The sequence below is a fragment of the Ornithinimicrobium cavernae genome (genome assembly GCF_003121625.1).
Lineage (GTDB): Bacteria > Actinomycetota > Actinomycetes > Actinomycetales > Dermatophilaceae > Ornithinicoccus > Ornithinicoccus cavernae.
Genome location: NZ_QDDJ01000008.1, coordinates 199,221 through 222,626, shown reverse-complemented (window position 1 = coordinate 222,626; position 23,406 = coordinate 199,221). Strand labels below are relative to the sequence as shown.

Below are 23,406 nucleotides of genomic sequence, written 5' to 3'. Positions count from 1 at the left end.
AGGGAGTGGGGGAGAGGGGCAGGTATGCCGTGGGGCGGGTCAGCCGGGCAGGTGGCGGTAGTCACCGGCGTGGTAGATCAGGGGCTGACCCTCGGAGCGCTCGATCTGTTGGACTTGCGCCAACAGGACCGCGCTGTCGCCGATGTGGGTGCAGCTGTGCACCTCGAGCACCAGCCGGGCCAGGGACCGGGTCAGCACCGGGATGCCGTGCGGTCCCGTGGCCCAGTCACCGACCGCGGCGAAGCGGTCGATCCCGCTGGTGGCGAAGATCTGCGCCGTCTGCTGGTGCTCGGCGGCGAGCAGGTGGGCCGCCAGGTGCCGTGCCCGGGAGACGGTCGGCCAGCTGGAGGCGGTGCGCGAGATGTTGAGGCTGACGATCGGCGGGTCCAGCGACACCGACGTCAGGGACGTCGCGGTGAAGCCGACGGGGCGCAGCCCGGTCCCGGCCGTGATGACGCTGACGGTGCCGACGCTGTTGCGGAAGGTGGCCCGGAAGTCAGCGCTGAGGTCCGCCGCGTCGGTCGTCCGAGTGCTGGGGGCGCCAGCGCTGGCAGCAGCGATCTGGGCGGTCACCGGACCGCTCCCACCGTCGACAGGGCAGCGTCCAGGGCATGCGCATGCTCGCGGACCCAGTCGGTCACGTGCTCGGCGGCCTCGGGCACCTGGGGCTCCAGGAGCACCAGGGGAGGCGCCGGGACGCTCGCGCCGAGCTCGACCAGCAGGTCGCGCAGGGTGGCGCCCACCGACTCCTGGTGGTCGGGCTTGCCCGCGATCGCCACCGGGACGGCGAGCACCCCGGCCAGGTCGCCGGCCTGATAGGCGTCCAGGAAGACCTTGAGCAGCCCGGTGTAGGTGCCCTTGTAGGTCGGTGTGGCCACCACCAGCACGGTGGCCGACCGCACCACGCCCCACGGGTCGGGGTGCGGGCTCGTGGCCACGGCCGGCTCGTCGGTGAAGGTGATGCCGGCCAGGTCGGCCAGCTCCAGGACCTCGGGGGAGTCGGTGCCCACGGCGGGCAGCGCCTGGGCCAGCTGCTGGGTCAGGGTCGTCGCCAGCGTGGCGGTGCGGGACCCGGCGCGCGGGTTGCCGACCAGGATGACGGTGCTCATGCTGACTCCTTCTGCTCGGTGAGGTCATGGCTCGGCAGGTCGTGACTGGCTGACTCGTGACCGGACAGGTCGGCCTGTCCCGCAGCGGATCCGGCCTCCCAGTCCGTCGCTGGCCGGGCTGCACCCAGGGCGAGGTGGTCTCGAAGAGTCGACCCCTCGGCATACTCCGATCGCAGCGCCCCGCGCTCGGTGAGGATCGGCACCACCTGGTCGACGAAGTCGTCCAGCCCGCCGGGCGTGATGTGCGGGACCAGGATGTAGCCGTCGCTGACCCCGGTCTCGACGGCGTCGATGAGCGCATCGGCGATGGTCTCCGGGCTGCCGACGAAGTTCTGCCGTGCGCTGATCTCGATGGCGACCTCGCGCAGTGACAGGTTCTTGTCCCTGGCCAGCTCGCGGAGGCGGGCGACCTCGGCGGCCGGGTCCTTCACATGCTGCACCCGGCCCTGGATGAGCGTGCCGGGCTGCGTCTCCGGCTCGATGTCCGGCAGCGGGCCGTCGGGGTCATAGTCACGCAGGTCGCGGTTCCAGATGCGCTCGAGGATCAGCAGCGCGGTCTGGCCGCTGACCTGCTGGCGGCGCACCTCATCGGAGATCCGGTGCGCCTCATCGTCGGTGCCGCCGACGATGAAGGTCGCGGCCGGCAGGATCTTCAGGTCCTCGGGGCGGCGGCCGTAGCAGGCCAGGCGTCTCTTGATGTCGCGATAGAAGGCCCGCCCGTCATCCCCGGAGCCGTGCCCGGTGAAGATCGCGTCAGCGGTGCGGGCCGCGAACTCGCGGCCGTCCTCGGAGTCGCCGGCCTGGAAGATCACCGGGTGGCCCTGGGGCGGGCGGGGCGTGTTGAAGGTGCCGTGGATGTCGAAGAACTCGGAGGCGTAGGCGAACTCGCCGGCTGGGCCGTCGGTGAACCGGCCGGCCTCCCGATCTGCGACGACGGCGTCCTGGCCCCAGCTGTCCCACAGGTGGCGGTTGGCGGTGACCTGGCTCTGCGCCCGGGCGTAGCGTTGCTCGCGGGGGAGGTAGCCGCCGCGGCGGAAGTTGGCGCCGGTGAAGGCGTCGGAGCTGGTGACCACATTCCACCCCGCACGCCCCTGCGAGAGCAGGTCGAGGGTGGCGAACTGGCGGGCCAGCTCGTAGGGCTCGTTGAAGGTGGCGTTGATGGTGCCGACCAGTCCGAGGTGCTCGGTCACACCCGCGAGGGCGGCCAGCACCGGGAGGGTGTCCGGGCGGCCGACGACGTCGAGGTCGTGGATGTGCCCGCGCTGCTCGCGCAGGGCCAGTCCCTCGGCGAGGAAGAGGAAGTCGAACCGGCCGCGCTCGGCGGCCTGTGCGAATCGCCGGAACGACTCGAACTCGATGTGACTGCCGGAGCGGGGATCGCTCCAGACGGTGGTGTTGTTGACCCCGGGGAAGTGGGCTCCGAGGATGACCTGCTTGGGCATGACAGTGGCCTTTCTGGTCAGGACGCGGTGGCGTGGCGGTTCGCGGCGAGCGGCAGACCCAGCCGGTCGCGCAGGGTGGTCTGGTCGTAGGCCGTGCGGAAGGCACCGGCCTCCTGCAGGAGCGGGACGAGTGACCCCGTGATGAGCGGGAGGTCCACCGCGTGCTCTGCGGGACGCAGCCGGAAGCCGCCGTAACCCAGTGCCTGCCAGCGGCCGATCAGGGCCGCGAGCTCGGTGACGCTCCCGGTGACGATGAGGGCGTCGGAGGCGAACTCCTGGCCCGCAGCCTCGTCGAGCGCGGTCAGTCGCTGTGCTCCACTGGCCTCCGGGGTGTCGAGGACGACCTCGAGGTCGGCGAAGACCAGCAGCGGAGTCTCGTCCGCGCGCACCCGGGCCTCGGCGTCCCGGACCTCACCGAGGATCCGGGCGGCCGAGTCGTCGTCGTGCGGCGTGACGAACAGGACGTCGGCGCCGCGTGCGGCCAGCTCGTAGGGGATCGTGGCGTGGCCCAGCGCGGTCACCACCGGCTGGCCCTGTGGCGGGCGCGGGGTGATCGAGGGGCCGCGCACCGAGAAGAAGTCGCCCTCGAAGTCGATGTAGTGCAGCTTGTCGCGGTCGATGAAGCGTCCGGTCGCGGAGTCCCGGATCTCGGCCCCGTCCTCCCAGCTGTCCCAGAGCTGGCGGACGACCTCGACGACGTCGGCCGCCTCGTCGAACAGTTCATTGACCCGTGCCGACTTCTCCTCGGAGGAGGCCTCAGGGTCGAAGAAGCCGGGGATCCTGCGGCGCCCGAAGTGCTCGGCCTCACCGGGCCGTCCAGACACCTGCACCCGCCAGCCGCCGCGGCCGTTGCTGACGTGGTCGAGCGTCGCCAGGTTCTTGGACACGTGGAATGGCTCGGTGTGCGTGGTGGTGATGGTGGGCACCAGGCCGATGTGCTCGGTGCGCGTCGCCACGAACGAGGCGAGCAGGCTGGCGTCGAGCCGACCGCGCAGCCGGCCCCCTCCGGGCACCGGCGTCGGGTCGAGCGGCGAGGCGCCCTGCACGGTGAAGGAGTCCTCGATGGTGACGAAGTCGACGAGGCCGTGCTCGGCCTCGCGTGCCAGGTCGGTCCAGTAGGCGCCGGAGAAGACCTCAGCGGCTCTGGAGTGGGGCTGGCGCCAGGAGCCGGGGTGCCAGCCGGTGCCGTCGAGAGCGATGGCCAGGTGGATCGGGGACAGCGAAGAAGTCATGCGGAAGGTCCTTTGCTCGAGTCATAAGTGGGTCCGCCATTGGGCCCGTGCAGCGGGGAGACGCAGCGCACCTCCCCGTGAATCAGTCACGGGCAGTGCGGGTTTCCGGTGCAGAGGGTGGTGCAGAAGGTGGTGCTGAGGGTCGTGCTCAGAGACAGCAGGGCGAGCAGCAACAACGACAACCCCAGCGGGCGCGGACTGCGCGACAGGCCGGTGCCTGTGGGCGCATCGAGCCGGGGAGGTGGGGCGAGGAGGTGCTGACGCTCACTGGTCGTTCCTTCGGGATCGCACTTGCCGGACCGCGATTGCGGACCAGCCCAGTCATCACCTGGAGCACCCCACTGCGAGAGAGGGTTGCCGCCCAGCAAGCCAGGGCTTGTCGCTGGATCTCTTGACAAGAAGAAACATAACACCATGCAAGGAGCATCAGTCAACCCGGTTATGGATTGGGTCGTGTCGGTGTGTATCGTCAGGCCCAGGTCCTGAGTCCGACCTCACAGCCCTGGCTGGTCGGACGGCAACCCTTCGACATGGTGACGGGGTGCCCCAGGTGATGACCGGGCAGCGCTCCGACGCGCTGCAAGCACATGTGACCCGCGCGAACAGGAGCAACACCATGCCCGTCCCCCTGGGAGTCCTTGACCTCGTCCCGGTGAGCAGCGGCTCGACGCCGGCCAAAGCCCTCGCAGACAGCGTTGAGCTCGCGCGGCGCGCCGAGGCTGCGGGCTATCACCGTCACTGGTTCGCCGAGCACCACCTGAACGCGGGAGTGATCGGGTCCAGCCCGGCCGTGACGATCGCCCTCGCCGGTGCCGCGACCAGCACGATCCGGATCGGCTCCGGCGCAGTCCTGACCGGCCACCGGACCGCCCTGTCCATCGCCGAGGAGTTTGGCCTGCTGGAGGCGGCCTATCCCGGGCGGATCGACCTCGGGCTGGGACGCTCGGGCAACCGCGCCAAGCCCTCCAGCACGATCGCCCCGAAGGGACCGTTGCCGCAGGAGCGCCGCACGCCGGAGGGGCTGCTGATCCCCGCACCCGTTCCCCTGGGCGGGTTGCTATCCAGCCCACGGTTCCAGGTGGCCAGCCGGCTGCAGTTCCTCCCGGGGGCAGAGTCGGCACCGTATGCCGACACGGTCGCCCTCATCCAGGATGTCCTGAGTGGTTCGCTCAAGGTTGACGACCTGGCTCTGCCCGAGGCCGCGGTCGTGGGTCCGGTCCCGCCGCAGCTGTGGATCCTGGGCAGCTCGCGCGGGGAGTCGTCCGCCCTGGCAGGTGAGCGTGGCCTGCGGTTTGGTGCCAACTATCACGTGGCTCCCTCGGGGATCGTCGACGCTGTGCAGCACTATCGCGACAGCTTCAGACCCAGCGAGGACCTGGACGCGCCGCACGTCATCGTGTCCGCCGACGTGGTCGTCGCGCCGACCGATGAGGAGGCGCATCATCTCGCGGCCGGTTATGGCCACTGGGTCCACTCGATCCGATCAGGGGCTGGCGCCATCCCCTATCCGCGTCCGGAGGAGGCGCTCGCCAACCCCCTGGGGGAGGCCGAGGCGGCGCTGGTCGACGACCGCGTCCGCACCCGGTTCGTCGGCAGCCCCGAGACGGTGGTGGCCGGACTGAAGGTGCTGCAGCGCGCCACGGGAGCCGACGAACTGCTCATCACCTCGGTCACCCACGACCCGAGGCTCAGGGTGCGCTCGCACGAGCTCCTCGCTGCTGCCTGGCACGCGGCCTGACCCGCCCACGACGACGTGCTCCGGGGGCTCCGGTCAGTCGGCGCGGCAGTCAGTCGGGGCGGCAGTCAATCGGGGCGGCGGGGCGTGGGGTTGCGGCGCGCGAAGTCCACGATCTCCTCGTGGGTCGGCTCCGGCACGCGCACGGAGAGCAGCGCGAACCGCTGACGCGGATCGGTGACCCGGGCGAGGCGGTCCTCCTCGGCCGCGGAGGCCACCACGATCATGGTGGTGGCCAGGACAGCCCGGATCGCTGGTGTGATCGCACTCGCGGTCGGGCAGATCACCGCCAGGAGGTGTCGGCGCCGGGCCACCGGCACGCCCCAGGCATAGGCGGGCATCGACCGTCCTGCGTGGGCATCCAATCGTCCCGGCGTGCTGAACATCTCGCGGGTCAGCGGCACCAGGGCGCGACGCCGCGCCTGCAGCCGCAGCACGTTGCGCGCCCGGTCGTAGGCCTGGTGGACGGCCACCTCGCGTGCGGTCGCCCGAGCCACCGCCGCGTGGGCAGCGTCCACGACGGCCGGCGGGGCGTCGACGGCTTCGTCCTGCGGGCGAGAGGGCACGCCAGCACTGTGCCAGACCCCGCCGACACCAGGTCGGTGGCGCGCCCGTCCGCAGGGTCAGCCAGGCGGCATACGACGGGCTGTTCCCACCCTCAGAACAACTGGCGGAAGTTCGCGCGCGCCAGGTCGAGCAGCTCGTCGCCGCGCCCGGAGAAGACCGTGCGGATCGCATAGAGCGTGAAGCCCTTGACCTGCTCGGCCTGGATCGACGGCGGGATCGTGAGCTCCTCGCGCTCGGTCACCACGTCGAGCAGGGCGGGACCATCGTGCGCCAGGAACTCGCGCATCGCATCGGGCAGGTCCTTGGACTTCTCCACCCGGACACCCTTGAGCCCCAACGCATTTGCCACGGCGGCCAGGTCCGGGTTCTCCAGGTCGGTCGCATAGTTGACATAGCCGGCTGCCTTCATCTCCAGCTCCACGAAGTTGAGCGAGGAGTTGTTGAGGACCACGATCTTGACCGGCAGATCGTTCTGGGTGAGGGTGAGCAGCTCACCGAGCAACATCGTCACGCCACCATCACCGGACAGGGTCACAACCTGCCGGTCGAGGTAGGCCGACTGGGCACCGACGGCCTGCGGCACCGCATTGGCCATGCTGCCGTGGATGAACGACCCGATGATGCGGCGCCCGCCGCCACTGGTGAGATACCTGGCGGCATAGACGACCGGGGACCCCACGTCCGGGATGAACACCGCGTCCGGGGCAGCGAGCTCGTCGACCAGCCGAGCGACATACTGCGGGTGGATGGCCCGGCCCCGCTTGCTCGGTGTCGCCAGGTCGTCCAACTTGTCCCGGGTCTTGCGATAGTGCTTGAGCGAGTCCTCGAGGTGACGGCGCTTCTTCTTGCGCTGCACCATCGGTGCCAGCGCCCGCACAGTGTCCCCGACGTCACCGACCAGCCCCAGGTCCAGCGGCACCCGGCGGCCAAGCTGCTCACCGCGCAGGTCCACCTGCACGACCTTGGCCTTGCGGGGGAAGAACTGCTGATAGGGGAAGTCGGTGCCGAGCATCAGCAAGACATCGCTCTCCATCATCGCGCGATAGCCCGAGGCGAAGCCGAGCAGACCGGTCATGCCGACGTCGAACGGGTTGTCGTGCTCGATGAACTGCTTGCCGCGCAGGGCGTGCACGATCGGAGCGCCGAGCGTGTCCGCCAGGGCGACGACCTCGTCGTGGGCGCCCTGGACCCCGGCACCGGCCAGGATGGTGACCCGGTCGCCGCCGTTGAGCAGCTCGGCCGCGGCGCGCAGCTCGTCCTCCGCCGGCACCACGGTGGGTCGGGCCTGGGTGATGACACTGACGCGGTCGTCCGCGATCTCCTGCAGGGCGACGTCTCCGGGGATGACGATGACGGCGACACCGCGCTTCTCGATGGCGGTGCGCATCGCGATCTCCATCACGCGTGGCATCTGCGAGGGGTGGGCGACGAGCTCGGTGTAGACGCTGCACTCGGCAAACAGGTGCTGCGGATGGGTCTCCTGGAAGTAGCCACTGCCGATCTCGTTGCTCGGGATCTGGGCGGCGATCGCGACCACGGGCACCCGGTTGCGGTTGGCATCGAACAGGCCGTTGATCAGGTGCAGGTTGCCCGGACCGCAGCTGCCCACGCACACCGCGAGCTCACCGGTCAGCTCGGCGTCGGCCGCGGCGGCGAACGCGGCACCCTCCTCGTGGCGCACGTGCACCCACCGCATGGTCCCGTCGGCGCGCATGGCGTCGGTGAAGCCGTTGAGCGAGTCTCCGGAGATTCCATAGACGCGCCGGACGCCGTTGGCGACCAGCTGGGCCACCATGTTCTCGGCAATGTTCACTGTGACCTCCGGGGAGCTAGGGGCTTCTCACCTCGACGCTAGTGCACCGGTCAAGGCGTCGCGCGTCGCGCCGCAACCATCTGCCACTGCGGTGCGGTAGTGGCACGATTCAGAGAAGGGTGCTCGATGGGGGACATGGACCCGGACCACGCGGCCTTCGTGGCCGCCCGGCAGCAGCACCTGCTGCGCTTCGCGAGGGGCACTCGGAGCCGACCCCGGCGGTCGCAAAGTAGTCTCATGGCGTGACTGACGCCATGGCTCGCGTACAACGTCAGCGACTCTTTCGGACGGAGTTCGTGATGCTTCGGGTCCGCGGGCGCACCTTCCTTCAGCTGGGAGGGAGGGGGCGTGAGGGCTGGATGACACGAACCGTGGCAGACAGCGACGAAGAGGCGCTCAAAGCGAAGGACCTCATGGTGGCGGATTACCTCCAGGACGGGTACGAAGAAGTGCCCTGGGATGAGTCAGCGTGGCCACCGGTGCCCGATGAACTCTTCCACCCGGAGTACGACGAGACGTCCTGACGCCCGCTGTCGTGGAACCACGAGTCACCGACAAAGCTTGAAACCGGCCAACCGTTGCGATGGAAGGACCACGATTCACGTCCTGGTCAGGGGTTGATCGGGCGCCGTGCGCGCACGCCGGGCAGGGCGTGCCTTAGCAGGCGGACCCAGAGGGACCAGCGGGCTGCTGTCACGCCGTCGGCCCGGTCGAGAAGGTCCTCGAGCACTGCGTCGTGAAGCGGGCCCACCAGCACGATCCACTGCATGTATTGCGGAAGCGGCACCTCCAGCTCGAGTTCATGGACGAGCACAGATCCATTCGGACGGGGGTGAACGACGAAACGGTGCTCGCCGTGCCAGCGAGGGGATCCGAGGATTGAGTCGAATTCGAAGACCACGCAACCATGGGTGCGCGCGGTGCAGCGATACCGCACCGGGCCGTGCCCGCCTTTGGCGCCAGCGGCGACTGGCCGGTCGAGGCGCATGGGGAACCACTCATGACGTGGCCACAGTGCGTCGGTGTCGCTCCCCAGACCGCTCAGCAAGGTGTCCACCTCATCGGTCGTGGCCGCCAGGTGACGCCGATGCGTGTTGCGGATCTTCACGTCATCAGGATCTCAGTGGCGGACTCGCCCGCCTCACCCCGAGGTCCGCTTCTGCCGCCGACCGCGGCGCAACTTCCTGCAGCGACGGGGACGAAGACCAGGCGCATGAGCGAGCGCAACAACCGGCAGCAACGAGCACACGAACCGGTGACGTCGAGACGCTCCGCACAAACTGACTGGTCAGGGGGCTGTCTGCTCGGGCTGGTCGTGACGTCACCGGTTTGGGTGCACGCGGTGGACTCTCGGCGGGCCAAGGCGCCGGACAGACGAGCGGCGGGGCGAGAGCTCGTCCAACGCTCTCGCCCCGCCGCTGACGCTCTTCGATCAGATGTCGAAGTACATCTCAAACTCGTGCGGGTGGGGGCGCAGCCGGATCGGGTCGATCTCGAACTTGCGCTTGTAGTCGATCCACGCCGTGATCAGGTCCTCGGTGAAGACCTCACCCTCGGTGAGGTAGTCGTGATCCTCCTCGAGCGCGGTCAGCACCTCCGGCAGGGAGGTCGGCAGCTGGGCGATGCCGTCGAGCTCCTCCGGGGGCAGCTCGTAGAGGTCCTTGTCGACCGGCTCCGGCGGCTCGATCCGGTTGCGGATGCCGTCCAGGCCAGCCATCAGCTGCGCCGCGAAAGCCAGGTAGGGGTTGGCCGAGGGGTCCGGCACGCGATACTCCACGCGCTTGGCCTTGGGGGAGTTGCCGGTGATCGGGATGCGCACGCACGCCGAGCGGTTGCGGGCGGAGTAGACCAGGTTGATCGGGGCCTCGTAGCCGGGCACCAGTCGGTGGTAGGAGTTCATCGACGGGTTGGTGAAGGCCAGCAGCGAGGGTCCGTGCGACAGCAGGCCACCGATGTACCAGCGGGCGATGTCGGACAGGCCGCCATAGCCGCTCTCGTCATAGAACAGCGGCTCGCCGTCCTTCCAGAGCGACTGGTGGGTGTGCATGCCGGAGCCGTTGTCACCGAACAGCGGCTTGGGCATGAAGGTCGCGGTCTTGCCGGCGGCCCAGGCCGAGTTCTTGACGACGTACTTGAACTTCATCAGGTCATCGCCGGAGTGCAGCAGCGTGTTGAACCGGTAGTTGATCTCCTGCTGGCCCGCGGTGCCGACCTCGTGGTGGGAGCGCTCGACGTCGAGCCCGACCTGCGCCAGCTCCAGGCACATCCGGTCACGCATGTCGGCGAAGTGGTCAACCGGCGGCACGGGGAAGTAGCCGCCCTTGTAACGCGTCTTGTAACCGCGGTTGCCGCCCTCCTCGGCGCGGCCGGTGTTCCACGCCGCCTCGATGGAGTCGATGTGGTAGTACCCACCGCTCGGCCCGGTGGAGAAGCGCACGTCGTCGAAGACGTAGAACTCGGCCTCGGCACCGAAGTAGGCGGTGTCGGCGATCCCGGTGGACCGGAGGTACTCCTCGGCCTTCGCGGCGATCTGGCGCGGGTCACGCTCGTAGGGCTCGTCGGTGAACGGGTCCACGATCGCGAAGTTCATGATCAGGGTCTTCTCGGTCCGGAACGGGTCGAGGTAGGCCGTGCGGGGGTCCGGGATCAGCTTCATGTCGGACTCGTGGATGGACTTGAAGCCACGGATGGAGGAGCCGTCGAACATCTGCCCGGTCTGGAACGCCTCCTCGTCGAACGAGGCCGCCGGCACGTTGAAGTGCTGCATCACGCCGGGCAGGTCGCAGAACCTGATGTCGATGAACTTGACGTCCTCGTCCCTGATGAAGGCGAGGACCTCCTCTGCAGTGGTAAACATCCATCCTCCTGGTTGCCGCACGGGTCGCGTCCCGCTTCGGGAAACGACAGTAGACCTGCCCGGTTTCCTGACCGTAACCCTGATGTTTCCCGCGTGTTTCGCGGGTTACCCTGCTGGGGTGACCGACACAGCGTATCCGGGTGCCGCCCTGGGCCTCCCGGAGCGCGGCGCGGGCTCCGTCGCGAGATTCCCGCGCCGGCTGGTCGCGATCTTCATCGACTGGTTCGCCTGCACCTTCATCGTGCTCGCCGCCCTGCGGGTCCCGTGGGGTGGGCTCACCGGCACCGAGTCGCTCCTTCCGCTGGGACTGTTTGCCGTCGAGAACGTCCTGCTGATCAGCACCGCAGGCCTGACCCTGGGCCACGGTCTGCTGGGTCTGCGGGTGCACCGGCTCGCTGCCCTCCAGGACGGACGGCCGGGTATGCCGGGGCTCAGGACAGCCCTGATCCGCACCGTCCTGCTGTGCCTGGTGATCCCCGCCTTCATCGTGGACCGGCACGGCCGTGGTCTGCACGACCGGGTCGCCGGCACGGTGCTCCTGAAGAGCCGGTAGGCAACGGTGCGCCTGCTCGCCCTGGTGGCCGTCGCCCTGGTGGCCAAGTCGGTGGCCGTCGCCGCCGCCGTCCTGGGGAGCCAGCCGTGGGCCGCGCTGGTGACCGTCAGCGCCCTGCCCCTCATCGCACTGTTGCTCTGCCCGAGCCTGCTGCTGCGCGGTCGGGGGCGTACGGCATACCTCCTGGGAGCCGACCTGCTGGTCAGTCTGTTGCTGCTCGCCGACCTGCTCAACGCCCGTGCGTCCGGCCGCCTGCTCAGCCTGCACATGATGACGCAGCCCAGCGGGTTCGAGGGCATGGGGTCCTCGGTGTGGGCGATGGCGCGGTGGTGGGACGTGCTGGTCGTGGCCGACCTGGTGGTCCTGGCGGTGCTGGCGCTCGTCGCTCGTTTCCGGGGCGTGCCGCTGCGCTGGCCCGCCGTGCCGGCCACGCCACCCGCGGTGCGGCGGTGGCTGCGTCGCGGGCGACGCGCACGGGTGCGGGCCGTCGCGTTCGTCGTCGTCGGCTCGGTGCTCGCCTTCGGGGTGCAGGTCGTGGCGCAGACCTCCGACCCCCGGCTGCGCGTGGTGTCGCTCTCACCGCTGGGAGCGCACGCCTACGAGGGCTACGAGGAGCTGGTGGACACCAACGATCGACTGACGCCCGAGGAGCGCCAGCGGGTGCGCGACTGGTTCGCCGCCAACGAGGCCTATCACGAGGTGGCACCGGAGCACGCGGACCTCGTGGGGCTCCTGGAGGGTCGGGACCTGTATTACGTGCAGTTCGAGTCCCTCGAGCAGGTGGTCCTCGGTGCCTCCCCCCACGGGCAGGAGGTCACGCCGACGCTGAACCGCTGGCTGGGGGAGAGCCTGGTGTTCGACCACGTCCTCGCGCAGGTGCGTGACGGCAGCAGCTCCGACGCCGAGCTGCTCGCTCTGGCTGGTGTCTACCCGGTGCAGTCGGGCGCGGCCTTCCTGAGGTTCCCGGACAACGCCGGCTACACCAGCCTGCCGCGGCTGCTCACCGGCGAGGGCTACCACCCGATCGCCCTGCACAACGACTCTGCGACGTTCTGGAACCGGGACCGCGTCTTTCCGCACCTCGGCTTCGAGCGGTACATCGGGCAGGAGGGGTTCGCGCGGGGCACCCCGCTGGGCATGGGGCTGGCGGACACCGACCTGTTCGACCAGGCGCTGCGCGAGTTGGACCGGGTGGGGAGCCCGCACTACATGCACCTGATCACCACGAGCTCCCACCTGCCGTGGGAGCTGCCCGAGCACCTCCAGGAGCTGGACCTGCCAGGGGACGACGCGACGAGCCGCTACCTGCAGGCGGTGCACTACACGGACGCGGCCCTGGGCGCCTTCGAACGCGACCTGCGCGAGCGTGGCCTGCTGGAGCGCTCGGCGATCATCGTGGTGGGGGACCACGAGGGACCACACCGCTATGCCCCCGAGGACGAGCGCTGGCTCGAGGGCAACCAGGGCCGGGTCCCGTTCCTCGTCTACGTCCCCGGGTCCGACGGCCGTCGCATCTCCACGCCCGGCGGGCAGATCGACGTGCTGCCGACCCTCGCGCAGCTGGTCGGGATCCCGCCAGAGCGCTACGCCGGGCAGGTGATGGGGCGCACCCTGCTGGGCTCCTTCACCGGCTCCGCCGTGACACCGGAGGGCGAGGTGCTCCCCGGCGCCGACGGTGCCACCCAGCTGCGCACGGCCTACGAGATCGCCGACCTCGCGATCAGCAGCGAGTGGTTCGCCGGGACCGCGGACTCCGGGCCGGCTGTGAAGTGACCAGCCCGGCAGAGCACCGACAACGTGCGGTTCACCGCGCGCCCGGTCCGCCCACGGACCGGCTCAGGGGGTGAGCCGACCGGCCCGCACCCGGTTCACGCCGGGACCGGCTCGGTGGTGACCAGCTCACCCTCCGCGGCGGTCTGCCAGTGCCCGATCGAGGAGCGCCACACCGCGATCGCCAGCGCCGCGAAGACCACGGCGAAGACGAGGCCGGAGGCGTAGCCGGCCCACTCGGACAGGCTGCTGCCGAGGAACTCCAGCAGCACCCAGACGATCAGTGCCGGTCCGAGCCAGCGAGGCCCCAGGCCGCCCCGCCACACCGTGACGCCGAGCAGCACGAAGCCGAGCACACTGCCGAGCAGCCCGGCCGCCATGAACGGCAGCCCCACACCCTGCTCCGCCACCGCCAGGACCTCCGCGTGGGTCTCCAGAGCCGGCAGGTCCTGCGCCATGGCGAGCATGATGACGTTGACGCCGCCGTAGACGGCGTGCCCGAACGCCCCCAGACACACCAGGACCAGGGCAGTCGTGGCGAGCAGGGGCACCCGGCGCCGCACCAGGCGCACGACGCCGAGCACGCCGACCGGCAGGAGCAGCTGGAACAGGATGAAGCACAGCGCCGAGAGGGTGGCCGTGCCTGGGGCGGCAGCGATCGCGGTGAGGCGCTCGGCGTGGCCGCCGCCGAAGTCCGGCATGGACAGGTAGCTGACGATCATCAGGGCCGGGCCCACCACCAGCGAGATGGCAGTGGTGGCACGGGCGAGCTGGGGGACCTTCATGGTGGCTCCTTCTGGTGGCGGGCGGCCCCGCTGGCCGGCCCGGTCCCGACCGTAGGAGCCCCGGTGGTCGCTGCGGATCGGCCGTGAGGTGCCCCCCCCAGTCACCCCTGGCCGACGAACTGCGCGCGGCACCGCAACCCCGGGGGGAGGGCCGGTCGACCGTGGGGTGCACCCGGCCGCGACGTCCGAGGGGTGCTCATCAACTTCAGGATGACGACAGCGGTGGGCCCCGACCCCTAGATTTGGCTCATGAGCCGGATGGTCCGATCAGCGTGGGTCCAGGACCTCGCCCTGGCGCTGCTGCTCGCCACCATCGGCATGGTCGAGATCTGGCTGCCGCTGGACTCGGTGCAGGGCGACGGGTCGCGGGTGACCGGCTCGATCGGGGTGCTCCTCTTCACCAGCCTGCTCAGCCAGCGCCGGTCCCGGCCGTGGGTGGCGCTGTCCGCCTTCCTGGTGTGGCCCGTGCTGGGGATCATGACCGGCCAGCAGCTGCTCCTCTTCTTCGGCCAGCTGGTGCCGGTCGTCGTCCTCGTGTACTCCCTGGCCCGGCACGCGCAGGGAGCCCTGCGCTGGATCGGTCCGGCCAGCGGCATCCTGTTCGTCACCGTCGCCGACCTGTTCGTGCCGGTGCTGCAGGAGCCCAGCGAGCTGATCTTCCACTGGGGCGTGGTGACCCTGGGCTTCCTGCTGGGCCACGCCCTGCGCACGTCCGCAGAGCGGGCCGCGGCGCAGGCGGTGCGTGCCCACACGGCTGAGGCCGCCGCGCGTGAGCAGGCCCTGGCCGCCGTCGCCGAGGAGCGCGCCCGCATCGCCCGGGAGCTGCACGACGTGGTCGCCCACTCCGTCGGCGTCATCGTCGTCCAGGCGGGGGCGGCCGAGCAGCTGGTCGACGACGACCCGGTGTTCGCCCGCCGGGCCCTGGGCACCATCCGGCAGACCGGCGCCGAGGCGCTCGCCGAGATGCGCCGGGTGGTGGCCATGCTGCGCGATCCCGACGCCGGCGGGGAGCTCACACCCCAGCCGGGCACCGGGTCCCTGCCCGAGCTCCTGGAGGCCGCCCGTGCCTCGGGCCTGACCGTGGACCTGCAGGTGACCGGATCCCGTCCGCAGCTGCCTGCGGGGCTGGACCTCACGGCATACCGGATCGTGCAGGAGGCCCTGACGAACGTGCGCCGCCACTCCCGCGCCACCCGCGCCGACGTCGCGATGCAGTTCGGCGCCGACCACCTGGAGATCACGGTGCGCGACGTGGGACCGCCGCGCGAGGAGGAGTCCGCCGGGGCGGGACACGGGCTCGTCGGCATGCGGGAGCGGGCCGCGCTGTTCGGCGGTCACGTCGAGACCTCGGCGGGGGAGCGCGGGTTCACCGTCCGTGCGGTGCTGCCGCTGGAGCCGGTATGACGGGGCGCACCGTGAGCGATGAGGTCACCTCGGTCGTCGTCGTGGACGACCAGGAGCTCGTCCGGATGGGCTTCCGCCTGATCCTGGAGCGTGCGGGGTTCGACGTCGTCGGCGAGGCCGGCGACGGCCTCGAGGCGGTCGAGGCCGTGCGGTCGCTGCGACCCGACATCGTGCTCATGGACATCCGGATGCCCCGGCTGGACGGGGTCGAGGCGACGCGCCGGATCATGCAGCTGGTGGGGGACAGGCCGCGGGTCCTGGTCCTGACCACCTTCGACCTGGACGAGTACGTCTACGAGGCTGTCCGCGCCGGCGCCTCCGGCTTCCTGCTCAAGGACGTCACCCCCGAGGACCTCGTGCACGCCGTCCGCGTGGTCGCCCGGGGCGAGTCGATGCTGGCACCCGCGCTGATCTCCCGGCTGCTGCAGCAGTTCACCACCAGGCCGAGGGCTGGAGAGCTGCCTCCGGCGCTGGCCGGACTGTCCGAGCGGGAGGCAGAGGTGGCCAGACTCGTGGCCCACGGCCTGTCGAACGCCGAGATCGGGCAGCGGCTCTTTCTGAGCGAGGCGACGGTGAAGACCTACGTCTCGCGGCTGCTCACCAAGCTGCAGCTGCGTGACCGCGTGCAGGTCGCCGTGCTGGCCTTCCGCAGCGGGTTGGTGCAGCTCGGCGAGGAGTGACTCAGCGTCCGCGGAGGGCGCGCCGGTCCATCCGGGCCTTGCGCGGGTCGACGCCGGCGGGCAGCGGCGGCTTGGCGGTCGCACTGATCGCCTTGAGCCGCTTGTGCACGACGACGGCTTCCTCCTTGGTGATGCTCTTGTCCAGCTTCTTCATCGTCTTGACGACCTTGGACAGGGGCACCTCGTCCTCGTCGCGGCCGATCCGCAGGACGTGGACCGGGACCTCCGTGCCGACGATGCGGGCGACCTTCTTGCGCTCGCTCTCGACGAGGCGCTTGGCGGCGGCCTTCGGGCCCTCGTTGAGGAGCACGACCCCGGGGCGGCCCACCGCGCGGAAGACCATCGCGGCGTTGTGCAGGTCACGCATGCCGCGCACCTTGCCCCCGGCCTCGGCAGCGACCGGCTCCTGGTCGTAGTACCAGGTGCGCTTCAGGGTGCCCATCACCGCGGCGGTGGCGCCGGGCTGGCCCTCGATCTGGCTGAAGGCGGCCTGCTCGGCCCGCCGCGCCAGGATGAAGACCGCGGCCAGGATGGCCAGGGGGACCGAGATGACCATCACGTAGATGACCATGTTGAGCCAGAGGCCCACGAGCAGGCCGACGACCAGCACGGCCAGGGCGGCGAGCAGCATCCACCACACGGCAGCAGGGTCGTGCTTGCGGGTCATCGACCACACCTGCTTGAACTGCTGCCACCTCCCCGGGTTGTTCGGGTCCCTCAGGGGCTTGTTCTTGCGGCCGAACCGGCGCTTGCGCCTCGGTTCGGTCGAGTCGTTCGTGGTGGACATAACTCCAGGATACGTGGGTTGTGGCGGTGTCAGGACGCGCTGGCTGCGGCCCGGGCCAGCAGCGAGGACGCTTCCTGTCGTGCCGGGTCGTTGGCGGCCTCGCCCAGGTGCGACAGGTGCTCGGGAATGGGACGGCCCCACCGGCGCATGGCCTGGGCCCACAGGCGGCCGGCGCGGTAGGAGCTGCGCACCAGCGGCCCGGCCATGACGCCCTTGAAGCCGATCTGCTCGGCCAGGTCGGACCAGTGCACGAACTCCTCCGGCTTGACCCACCGGTCGATCGGGTGGTGCAGCTTGGAGGGGCGCAGGTACTGGGTGATGGTGAGGATGTCGCAGCCGGCGTCGTGCAGGTCGTGCAGCGCGGCCTCGATCTCGTGGTCCTCCTCGCCCATCCCGAGGATCAGGTTGGACTTGGTGACCAGGTCGGCCTCGCGGGCCATCGTGAGCACCCGCAGCGACTTGTCGTAGGTGAAGGCCGGGCGGATCCGCTTGAAGATGCGGGGGACCGTCTCCAGGTTGTGCGCGAACACCTCGGGCCGGGCGTCGAAGACCTGGCTGACCAGCTCGGGGACGGCACCGAAGTCCGGCGGGAGGATCTCCACGCCCGTGTTGGGGTTGAGCTTGTGGATCTGCCGGATCGTCTCGGCATACAGGCTCGCCGCGCCGTCGGGCTGGTCGTCGCGGGCGACGCCGGTGACGGTGGAGTAGCGCAGCCCCATCTGGCGAACCGACTCGGCGACCCGGCGCGGCTCGTCCAGGTCCAGCGCGGTCGGACGCCCGGTGGCGATGTCGCAGAAGTCGCAGCGGCGGGTGCAGATGTCGCCGCCGATGAGGAAGGTCGCCTCACGGTCCTCCCAACACTCGAAGATGTTGGGACAGCCGGCCTCCTGGCAGACGGTGTGCAGACCACCGGTCTTCACCATGCTGTGGAGCTCTTGGTACTCCGGCCCCATCTTGGCGGTGGTCCGGATCCACTCGGGCTTGCGCTCGATCGGGGTCTCGGCGTTACGGGCCTCGACCCGCAGCAGGCGCCGGCCCTCGGGTGCGACAGTCACTCGTTCCACTTCCTTGCAGACGAACTGGTCCCCGTCAGCCTAGCCCCGCGGGTCGGTCCGACCACGATCGGGGGCCGGGGACAGCGCTGCCCCGGGCCGGCCAGATCTCTCCGGTCGGCCCGGGGCCGGTTGCTGCACGGCGTCGGGCGGTATGCCGTCAGCCGGGTGAGCGGTCGGGCGTCAGTCGCCCGGGAGGTAGACCCGGTTCGGGATCGCCTCGTAGGCCTCCGGGTCGAGCGTGTCGATGCTCCCGTCGGCGATGGCGTCGACCAGGCCGTCCAGGCCGGTCGCGACCTGCTTTGTCAACATGCCGTTGCGCTTCTGGCCGTCGGTCTGGGTGTTGCTCGACGTCTCGAACAACACCGTCGCGCTGCCACGCAGGGCGAACGAGCCGAGGGCAGTGCCTGGCAGGTTGGTGTCCTGCGGGTACAGCGTCAGGTTGCCGAAGCCGGAGTTGCCCTGGCCCTGCAGTGCGTCGTAGACCGCCACGTTGGCGCGTCGCGAGGCGTCGTAGTCGAACTTCGGCCAGTCACCGAACTCGGTCGGGTCGGCGATGAACCGGGCCGAGATCGATAGCGGCGACAGCTCGCCCGTGCCCTCGACGGCGTAGCAGGACCACTGGTTGTGCAGGTCGACGAAGTAGTCGACCGTGCCGAACTCCGTCTCCAGGTTGCGGTAGAGGTCGCGGACCGTCTGTGCCTCCGGTGTGATGTACCACCCGGTGTCCGCGCTGTTGCCCGGGAAGTCCTCGGGCGCCGGCACGTAGTCCAGGTCGGGGTTGAAGTCGCGGTTGACGTCGAACCCCGGCACGGACTCGCGGTAGTTCCACGCCGGCTCCACGCCGGCGAGCTGCGGGAAGTCCTCGACGACCTCGTCCCAGGTCCTCTCATTCTGGCGGGTGTCGTTCTCGCCGCCGTCGACGTTGAGGCGAGGGACCGCGACGATCGTGACCTCCTCGCGCAGCGCCTGGGCCTCCGGGGTGTTGCCGCCCCACTGGGGGAGCAGGTTGAGCAGGGCCTCGGTGCCGTGGTTCTCGTTGCCGTGGATCTGGGACTGGACCAGCAGCACGGTGTCACCGTGGCCGACCCGGGCCTGGTAGATCTCGCGACCCTGGTTGCTGTAGCCGGCGACCTCCACGTCGACGGTGCCGCCCGTGGTCCGCTCGATCTGCTGCAGTTTGGCGGTCAGCTGAGCGTGGTTGACGAAGGCGTCGTTGTTGTTGCCGTCGATGGGCCCGCAGTGCGAGTTCTCAGGGATCGCGGAGGCGGGGGCGCTCAGCAGGAGCGAGCCGGCGAGGATGGTGGCGCCGGCTGCTGCCAGCGTCTTCTGGGGGGACAGGGACATGTTTCGACCTCACTGTCGGATGGGGTGGACCATCAGCGTCGCAGCCGCTTCGAGAGGGCGCCAGAGCCTGGGGTAAATCCTTGGTCTGGGTTGTCACCGTAACTGATTGGTAACTCCCAATCAGAAAAGTCGCACGATGGTTTGTTCTAGAGCAACTATAACTATATGATCACCGTGTGCTGATCCGTATCGACCCCCGAGGCAGCGAGCCGATCTACCAGCAGATCGTTCGCGAGCTGCGGCGCGCCATCGCCTCCGGCGAGGTGGCCGCGGGGGAGCGGCTGCCGGCCGCCCGGGAGCTGGCGCGCTCCCTGGACGTCAACATGCACACCGTGCTGCGGGCCTACACCGAGCTGCGCGACGCCGAGGTCATCGACCTGCGGCGCGGCCGCGGCGCGGTCGTCCTGGAGCAGCCCACCGCCGCACCGGAGGTGGGCGAGGCGGTCGCCGAGCTGCTCGAGGTGGCCCGGCGGCACCGCATCCCCCTGTCCCGGATCCACCAGGCGCTCGACGAAGGAGCCCAGCGATGAACCAGACCACCACCCACCCGGCCGAGCGGCGCGTCCGCCGGGCGCACCTGGCGGCCACCTCCACAGCGACCGCGGCGGCAGCACTGGTGCTGCTCGGAGCGACGCTGCTCTGGGCGGGCGACCTGCCCGATCGGCTGGCCACCCACTTCGACCTCTCCGGCGCGTCGGACGACTCGATGCCGCGGGTGTGGGCGCTGACCCTCTTCGGGCTGGTCGCGGTCGGGCTGCCGGCTCTGCTCGTGGTGATCTTTGCGGTGTCCGAGTGGTGGCGCGGCGAGCGGGCCCGGCTGTTCGCCGGGTTCCTGGCCGGTATGCCGGCCGGCCTGGTCACCCTGTTCGTCGCCGTGATCATTGCCAACCGTGGCGCCGCCGCGCCGGAGGACGCGCGGCTGGGACCGTGGGTGGTCCTGCTGGCGGTCGGGGTGGCCCTCGTCACGGGTGCCCTGGTGGCCCTCGTCGTGCCGCCGGGTCTGCCCCGCAGCGTGCACGAGCCGGTTACCCCGGTGGTCCTCGCGCCGGGTGAGCGAGCCTCCTGGTTCGGTCGGGCCACGAGCAGCACCGTGGTGCTGCTGGCCCTCGGGGGCAGCACGGTTGTCGTCGCCGTCGCGGCCCTGGCTGCCGGCACCTGGTGGCTCTGGCTGCTCGTCGCGCTGCTGGCGGTGCTCGTGGCGGGCGTCACCAGCTTCACGGTCACCGTGGACGCCCGCGGCCTGACCTGGCGGTCGGGTCTGGGCGTGCCGCGCGGACACGTCCCGCTGGAGGACATCACCGGCGCCTGTGTCGTCCAGGTGTCGCCGGCCGACTTCGGTGGGTTCGGCATCCGTCGCGTGCCCCGCGCGCTGGGCCTGATCACGCGCCGGGGTGCGGCCCTGCAGGTCGAGCACGCTGGTCGCCGCTTCGTGGCGACGGTGGACGACCCCGCCACCGGTGCTGGCCTGCTGCTGGGACTGCTGGACACACGGCATACGGCCGCCTGAGGGAACAGTCCCCGTCCCGGGGAGGTTGTCCCGGGTGAACCACCCCATCGACTGACGGAGGTCTGGCATGCGCAGGATCGTGATTATCGGAGGCCACGGGAAGGTGGCGCTGCACCTGGCGCGCCAGCTCAGCGGGCGAGGGGACGAGGTGACCTCGGTCTTCCGCAACCCCGAGCACGAGGCCGACGTCGCAGCGACCGGTGCACGGCCGGTCGTCCTGGACATCGAGCGGGCCGACGTGGAGTCACTGGTGCAGGTGCTGTCCGGTCACGACGCGGTCGTCTGGTCCGCCGGCGCCGGTGGCGGAGACCCCGCCCGCACCAACGCCGTCGACCGGGACGCCGCGATCGCCTCGATGGACGCCGCGGCCAGGGCCGGGGTCTTCAGCTACGTCATGGTGTCCTACCGGGGCGCCGGCAAGGACGAGATCCCGGCTGACAACCCGTTCAGCACGTACGCCCGGGCCAAGGCCGCCGCCGACGCGCACCTGCGCTCGTCGGGACTGCAGTGGACGATCGTGGCGCCGGGGCACCTTGATCTCGAGCCGGGTGCCGGCACGATCCACGTGGACCGCGACTACGACCGGGCGCACGACGGGACCAGCGTCTCCCGCGAGGACGTCGCCGGCGTGGTGGCTGCGGTGCTGGCGGACGAGACGACGGTCGGCAGCACCTACGAGTTCGTCGGTGGGGGCACCCCGATCGCCGAGGCCCTCAGGTAGGCGTCACGCGACGTCGCGGCGGCGGAAGGTCAGCCAGGACAACAGGACGACGGTGACACCCATGACGCCGAGCACCAGCGCACCGTGCTCGAGGGTCAGGTGGGTGACGACCTCCCGGCAGTTCTCCCCGCCGCCCTCGACCGGGCCGCACTCCCAGCGGCGCTGGTCGTGTCCGTCCCTGACCCAGGCGAGCAGGTTGTCGCTGAGCAGGTAGGTGCTCAGCTGCGGGAACAGCCCGCGGACCATGTTCTCCACGACCAGCAGGTAGCCGACGGCGATGCCGAGCACTGCGCCGGTGTGTTTGAGGAGCAGCCCGGCGGCCGCGCCGACCATGCCGAGGAAGGCGGCCAGCAGGGCGATCCGGGCGCTCATCCAGCCCAGGTCCGCCCACTCGGCCGCAGTGACCGCGTCGTCGACGCCCCTGAGGCGGTAGATCAGCGGGATCCCGCCGAGGAAGAGTGCCAGGAACACCGCGGTGACCGGCAGTGCCACCAGCCCGGAGGCCAGCACCTTGCTGGCGAAGACCCTGCCGCGTCGCGGCTCGAAGGTCAGCCAGGTCCCCAGCGTCCGGTGCGCGATCTCCGCGGCGGTGGCCGTCGAGCCGCCGAGCAGGGCCAGGAGGTAGACGATCATCCCGGTGTCCACGAGGTTCTGGGTGTAGAGACTGATCATCGACGGCGGCGCGTAGGAGCCGAGCATGTCCTCGAGGGTGGGTTCCGGCCACTCGCAGCCGAACTCGATGGTCGGGTCACCCATCCGCTCCCGCTCGGCAGCCTGGTCCTCCAGGCACTGCGCGGCAGCCTCCTCGTCATAGAACTCCTGGTCCTGCTCCCACTGGGCGTGGACCTGCTCGAAGTCGGCCCGTGCCTGCGCCTCGTAGTTCTCCAGCGGCTGCACGCTCTGCCACAGCCCCCAGAAGGCCAGGAGGGCCACGGCGAGGATGGCCAGGACGGACAGGTGCAGGATCTTGCGGGAGAGGATGCGCCGCAGCTCGACGCGGATCAGGGAGGTCATCGGGTGACCTCCTCGGCGCTGGGGTCGCTGGTCTCATCGGTATGCGGTGGGGCAGCACCGAGCTGGTCGTCCTGGGTGAGCTGCAGGAAGACCGACTCCAGGTCGCGGCGCACCGGCAGCAGACGGCTCACGTAGAGGCCCTGCGCCGCGAGCGCCCTGGTCACGTCGGCAGGGCGGTCGGCCCCGGTGACCCGCAGACCGTCTGCGGTCAGCTCGGCGCTCATGCCGACCCGGCGGAGCACGGCGACGGCGGCCTCGGGACTGTCGATGCCGACGTCCACGCTGCCGACGCCCACCTGCTCGTTGATCAGGCTCTGGACCGACCCCTGGGCCACGACGCGGCCCCGCCCGATGATCGACACCGTGTCGGCGATGTGCTCGATCTCGGACAGGATGTGACTGCTCACCAGGACGGTGCGTCCCTGGGTGCCGAGGCTGCGCATGGTCTCGCGGATCTCCCGGATGCCTGCCGGGTCCAGTCCGTTGGTGGGCTCGTCGAAGATCAGCAGGTCAGGCGACTTCAGCAGGGTTGCCGCGATCGCCAGGCGCTGTCGCATGCCGAGGGAGTAGCCCCCGAACCGGTCGCGGCCGCGGTCGGCCAGCCCGACCTCCTCGAGCACCTCGTCCACGCGCCGCTGGTCGGTGCCGATGGCGTCGGCCAGCAGGCTCAGGCTCCTGCGACCGGTGAAGGACGGATAGAACTTGGGACTCTCCACGATGGCGCCGACCCGGCCGATGACCTGCGGGAGCCGGTGCGGCACAGGCTGACCGAAGATGTGCATCGTGCCGCCGTCGGCACGCAGCAGGCCGAGCAGCATCCGGATCGTGGTGGTCTTTCCCGAGCCGTTGGGGCCCAGGAAACCGTGCACCCCGCCGGCGGGAACATCCAGGTCGAGACCGTGGATGGCAGCCCTCCGGCCACGGACCCCGGCGAAGGTCTTGCGCAACCCTCGCGTCGCGACGGCGAGCCCGTCATCGGCCACCAGCTCCACGGCATACCCCCATCGAGAGCCAGCCGCACGGGAACGGGC

23 protein-coding genes and 2 riboswitches are annotated in these 23,406 nt (G+C 70.4%); of the genes, 9 read left to right on the top strand and 14 right to left on the bottom strand.

The genetic code is table 11. The annotated features are described in order from the left end of the window. Nucleotides 1-39: 39 nt before the first annotated feature. Genes DA085_RS11270 through DA085_RS11255 form a run of 4 tightly spaced genes read right to left on the bottom strand, consistent with a single transcriptional unit; the run spans nt 40 to nt 3,783 of the window. The gene (locus DA085_RS11270) at nt 40-573 is read right to left on the bottom strand and encodes a flavin reductase family protein (protein WP_202619193.1); all 534 of its coding nucleotides are present in this window, start codon (nt 571-573) and stop codon (nt 40-42) included. Next, complete coding sequence (locus DA085_RS11265; protein ID WP_109473060.1) at nt 570-1,109, bottom strand: NAD(P)H-dependent oxidoreductase; 540 nt, start codon at nt 1,107-1,109, stop codon at nt 570-572. Before DA085_RS11265 ends, DA085_RS11270 begins: the two co-directional genes overlap by 4 nt. After that, complete coding sequence (locus DA085_RS11260; RefSeq protein ID WP_109473059.1) at nt 1,106-2,551, bottom strand: NtaA/DmoA family FMN-dependent monooxygenase; 1,446 nt, start codon at nt 2,549-2,551, stop codon at nt 1,106-1,108. Before DA085_RS11260 ends, DA085_RS11265 begins: the two co-directional genes overlap by 4 nt. Before the next feature lie 17 nt (nt 2,552-2,568). Next, on the bottom strand, nt 2,569-3,783 hold the full coding sequence (locus DA085_RS11255; RefSeq protein ID WP_109473058.1) for an LLM class flavin-dependent oxidoreductase: 1,215 nt from the start codon (nt 3,781-3,783) through the stop codon (nt 2,569-2,571). Nucleotides 3,784-4,065: 282 nt separating this feature from the next. Continuing rightward, nucleotides 4,066-4,180, bottom strand: a riboswitch (SAM riboswitch). Nucleotides 4,181-4,261: 81 nt separating this feature from the next. Further along, a riboswitch (SAM riboswitch) is annotated at nt 4,262-4,375 on the top strand. A gap of 24 nt (nt 4,376-4,399) precedes the next feature. Between DA085_RS11255 and DA085_RS11250 the strand changes: the two genes are divergently transcribed. Then, nucleotides 4,400-5,521, top strand: coding sequence for an LLM class flavin-dependent oxidoreductase (locus DA085_RS11250; protein WP_109473057.1), 1,122 nt, complete (start codon nt 4,400-4,402; stop codon nt 5,519-5,521). Between the two features lie 65 nt (nt 5,522-5,586). Here DA085_RS11250 and DA085_RS11245 read toward each other — a convergent pair whose 3' ends face one another. Both DA085_RS11245 and poxB read right to left on the bottom strand, forming a co-directional pair. Then, nucleotides 5,587-6,084, bottom strand: a complete 498-nt coding sequence (locus DA085_RS11245; RefSeq protein WP_154402177.1) for a hypothetical protein — start codon at nt 6,082-6,084, stop codon at nt 5,587-5,589. Between the two features lie 92 nt (nt 6,085-6,176). After that, on the bottom strand, nt 6,177-7,898 hold the full coding sequence (gene poxB, locus DA085_RS11240; protein WP_272914485.1) for a ubiquinone-dependent pyruvate dehydrogenase: 1,722 nt from the start codon (nt 7,896-7,898) through the stop codon (nt 6,177-6,179). 242 nt (nt 7,899-8,140) lie between these two features. Here poxB and DA085_RS11235 point away from each other — a divergent pair, with 242 nt between their 5' ends. Next, nucleotides 8,141-8,422, top strand: coding sequence for a hypothetical protein (locus tag DA085_RS11235; RefSeq protein ID WP_154402176.1), 282 nt, complete (start codon nt 8,141-8,143; stop codon nt 8,420-8,422). An 86-nt stretch (nt 8,423-8,508) separates the two neighbouring features. Here DA085_RS11235 and DA085_RS11230 read toward each other — a convergent pair whose 3' ends face one another. After that, nucleotides 8,509-9,006: a hypothetical protein gene (locus DA085_RS11230; RefSeq protein WP_109473054.1), complete on the bottom strand. Its 498-nt coding sequence runs from the start codon at nt 9,004-9,006 to the stop codon at nt 8,509-8,511. Nucleotides 9,007-9,330: 324 nt separating this feature from the next. Further along, nucleotides 9,331-10,755 (bottom strand): type I glutamate--ammonia ligase, encoded by a 1,425-nt coding sequence (glnA, locus tag DA085_RS11225; protein WP_109473053.1) that lies wholly within the window; start codon nt 10,753-10,755, stop codon nt 9,331-9,333. A gap of 118 nt (nt 10,756-10,873) precedes the next feature. Here glnA and DA085_RS11220 point away from each other — a divergent pair, with 118 nt between their 5' ends. Both DA085_RS11220 and DA085_RS11215 read left to right on the top strand, forming a co-directional pair. After that, nucleotides 10,874-11,308 carry an RDD family protein gene (locus DA085_RS11220; RefSeq protein ID WP_237565452.1) on the top strand — a complete coding sequence of 145 codons (435 nt, stop codon included), beginning with the start codon at nt 10,874-10,876 and terminating at the stop codon, nt 11,306-11,308. A gap of 6 nt (nt 11,309-11,314) precedes the next feature. Beyond that, nucleotides 11,315-13,081: an LTA synthase family protein gene (locus DA085_RS11215; protein WP_109473051.1), complete on the top strand. Its 1,767-nt coding sequence runs from the start codon at nt 11,315-11,317 to the stop codon at nt 13,079-13,081. A gap of 95 nt (nt 13,082-13,176) precedes the next feature. On the opposite strand, the gene DA085_RS11210 is transcribed toward DA085_RS11215, so the two are convergent. Then, nucleotides 13,177-13,863, bottom strand: coding sequence for a hypothetical protein (locus tag DA085_RS11210; protein WP_109473050.1), 687 nt, complete (start codon nt 13,861-13,863; stop codon nt 13,177-13,179). A gap of 249 nt (nt 13,864-14,112) precedes the next feature. On the opposite strand from DA085_RS11210, the gene DA085_RS11205 reads away from it, so the two are divergent. Both DA085_RS11205 and DA085_RS11200 read left to right on the top strand, forming a co-directional pair. Further along, nucleotides 14,113-15,267, top strand: coding sequence for a sensor histidine kinase (locus DA085_RS11205; protein ID WP_109473049.1), 1,155 nt, complete (start codon nt 14,113-14,115; stop codon nt 15,265-15,267). Further along, on the top strand, nt 15,264-15,947 hold the full coding sequence (locus DA085_RS11200; RefSeq protein WP_109473048.1) for a response regulator: 684 nt from the start codon (nt 15,264-15,266) through the stop codon (nt 15,945-15,947). Before DA085_RS11205 ends, DA085_RS11200 begins: the two co-directional genes overlap by 4 nt. 1 nt (nt 15,948) lies before the next feature. On the opposite strand, the gene DA085_RS11195 is transcribed toward DA085_RS11200, so the two are convergent. The 3 genes from DA085_RS11195 to DA085_RS11185 all read right to left on the bottom strand — a co-directional run bounded on the left by DA085_RS11195 (nt 15,949) and on the right by DA085_RS11185 (nt 19,133). Then, complete coding sequence (locus tag DA085_RS11195; RefSeq protein ID WP_109473047.1) at nt 15,949-16,734, bottom strand: DUF4191 domain-containing protein; 786 nt, start codon at nt 16,732-16,734, stop codon at nt 15,949-15,951. A 29-nt stretch (nt 16,735-16,763) separates the two neighbouring features. Beyond that, nucleotides 16,764-17,789 carry a lipoyl synthase gene (gene lipA / locus DA085_RS11190; protein WP_109473046.1) on the bottom strand — a complete coding sequence of 342 codons (1,026 nt, stop codon included), beginning with the start codon at nt 17,787-17,789 and terminating at the stop codon, nt 16,764-16,766. 180 nt (nt 17,790-17,969) lie between these two features. Next, complete coding sequence (locus tag DA085_RS11185) at nt 17,970-19,133, bottom strand: M14 family zinc carboxypeptidase (protein ID WP_109473045.1); 1,164 nt, start codon at nt 19,131-19,133, stop codon at nt 17,970-17,972. A 176-nt stretch (nt 19,134-19,309) separates the two neighbouring features. On the opposite strand from DA085_RS11185, the gene DA085_RS11180 reads away from it, so the two are divergent. From DA085_RS11180 to DA085_RS11170, 3 genes are all read left to right on the top strand, one after another. Further along, a complete protein-coding gene (locus tag DA085_RS11180) occupies nt 19,310-19,663 on the top strand; it encodes a GntR family transcriptional regulator (protein WP_109473044.1) in 354 nt (117 codons plus the stop codon). Continuing rightward, a complete protein-coding gene (locus tag DA085_RS11175; RefSeq protein WP_109473043.1) occupies nt 19,660-20,640 on the top strand; it encodes a DUF1648 domain-containing protein in 981 nt (326 codons plus the stop codon). The genes DA085_RS11180 and DA085_RS11175 overlap by 4 nt, the downstream gene beginning before the upstream one ends. 67 nt (nt 20,641-20,707) lie before the next feature. Beyond that, the gene (locus tag DA085_RS11170) at nt 20,708-21,361 is read left to right on the top strand and encodes an NAD(P)H-binding protein (RefSeq protein ID WP_109473042.1); all 654 of its coding nucleotides are present in this window, start codon (nt 20,708-20,710) and stop codon (nt 21,359-21,361) included. A gap of 3 nt (nt 21,362-21,364) precedes the next feature. Here the strand turns inward: DA085_RS11170 and DA085_RS11165 are convergent, their stop codons facing one another. Both DA085_RS11165 and DA085_RS11160 read right to left on the bottom strand, forming a co-directional pair. Then, nucleotides 21,365-22,375, bottom strand: coding sequence for a hypothetical protein (locus DA085_RS11165; protein WP_109473041.1), 1,011 nt, complete (start codon nt 22,373-22,375; stop codon nt 21,365-21,367). Beyond that, on the bottom strand, nt 22,372-23,367 hold the full coding sequence (locus tag DA085_RS11160) for an ABC transporter ATP-binding protein (protein WP_202619192.1): 996 nt from the start codon (nt 23,365-23,367) through the stop codon (nt 22,372-22,374). Before DA085_RS11160 ends, DA085_RS11165 begins: the two co-directional genes overlap by 4 nt. Between the last annotated feature and the right edge of the window lie 39 nt (nt 23,368-23,406).

Coding starts and splice junctions, on each gene's coding strand:
- DA085_RS11250 (WP_109473057.1), top strand. CDS start 4,400: ATGCCCGTCCCCCTGGGAGTCCTTGACCTCGTCCCGGTGAGCAGCGGC.
- DA085_RS11175 (WP_109473043.1), top strand. CDS start 19,660: ATGAACCAGACCACCACCCACCCGGCCGAGCGGCGCGTCCGCCGGGCG.
- DA085_RS11260 (WP_109473059.1), bottom strand. CDS start 2,551: ATGCCCAAGCAGGTCATCCTCGGAGCCCACTTCCCCGGGGTCAACAAC.
- glnA (WP_109473053.1), bottom strand. CDS start 10,755: ATGTTTACCACTGCAGAGGAGGTCCTCGCCTTCATCAGGGACGAGGAC.
- DA085_RS11185 (WP_109473045.1), bottom strand. CDS start 19,133: ATGTCCCTGTCCCCCCAGAAGACGCTGGCAGCAGCCGGCGCCACCATC.
- DA085_RS11200 (WP_109473048.1), top strand. CDS start 15,264: ATGACGGGGCGCACCGTGAGCGATGAGGTCACCTCGGTCGTCGTCGTG.
- DA085_RS11205 (WP_109473049.1), top strand. CDS start 14,113: ATGAGCCGGATGGTCCGATCAGCGTGGGTCCAGGACCTCGCCCTGGCG.
- DA085_RS11170 (WP_109473042.1), top strand. CDS start 20,708: ATGCGCAGGATCGTGATTATCGGAGGCCACGGGAAGGTGGCGCTGCAC.
- DA085_RS11195 (WP_109473047.1), bottom strand. CDS start 16,734: ATGTCCACCACGAACGACTCGACCGAACCGAGGCGCAAGCGCCGGTTC.
- DA085_RS11265 (WP_109473060.1), bottom strand. CDS start 1,109: ATGAGCACCGTCATCCTGGTCGGCAACCCGCGCGCCGGGTCCCGCACC.
- DA085_RS11210 (WP_109473050.1), bottom strand. CDS start 13,863: ATGAAGGTCCCCCAGCTCGCCCGTGCCACCACTGCCATCTCGCTGGTG.
- DA085_RS11255 (WP_109473058.1), bottom strand. CDS start 3,783: ATGACTTCTTCGCTGTCCCCGATCCACCTGGCCATCGCTCTCGACGGC.
- DA085_RS11165 (WP_109473041.1), bottom strand. CDS start 22,375: ATGACCTCCCTGATCCGCGTCGAGCTGCGGCGCATCCTCTCCCGCAAG.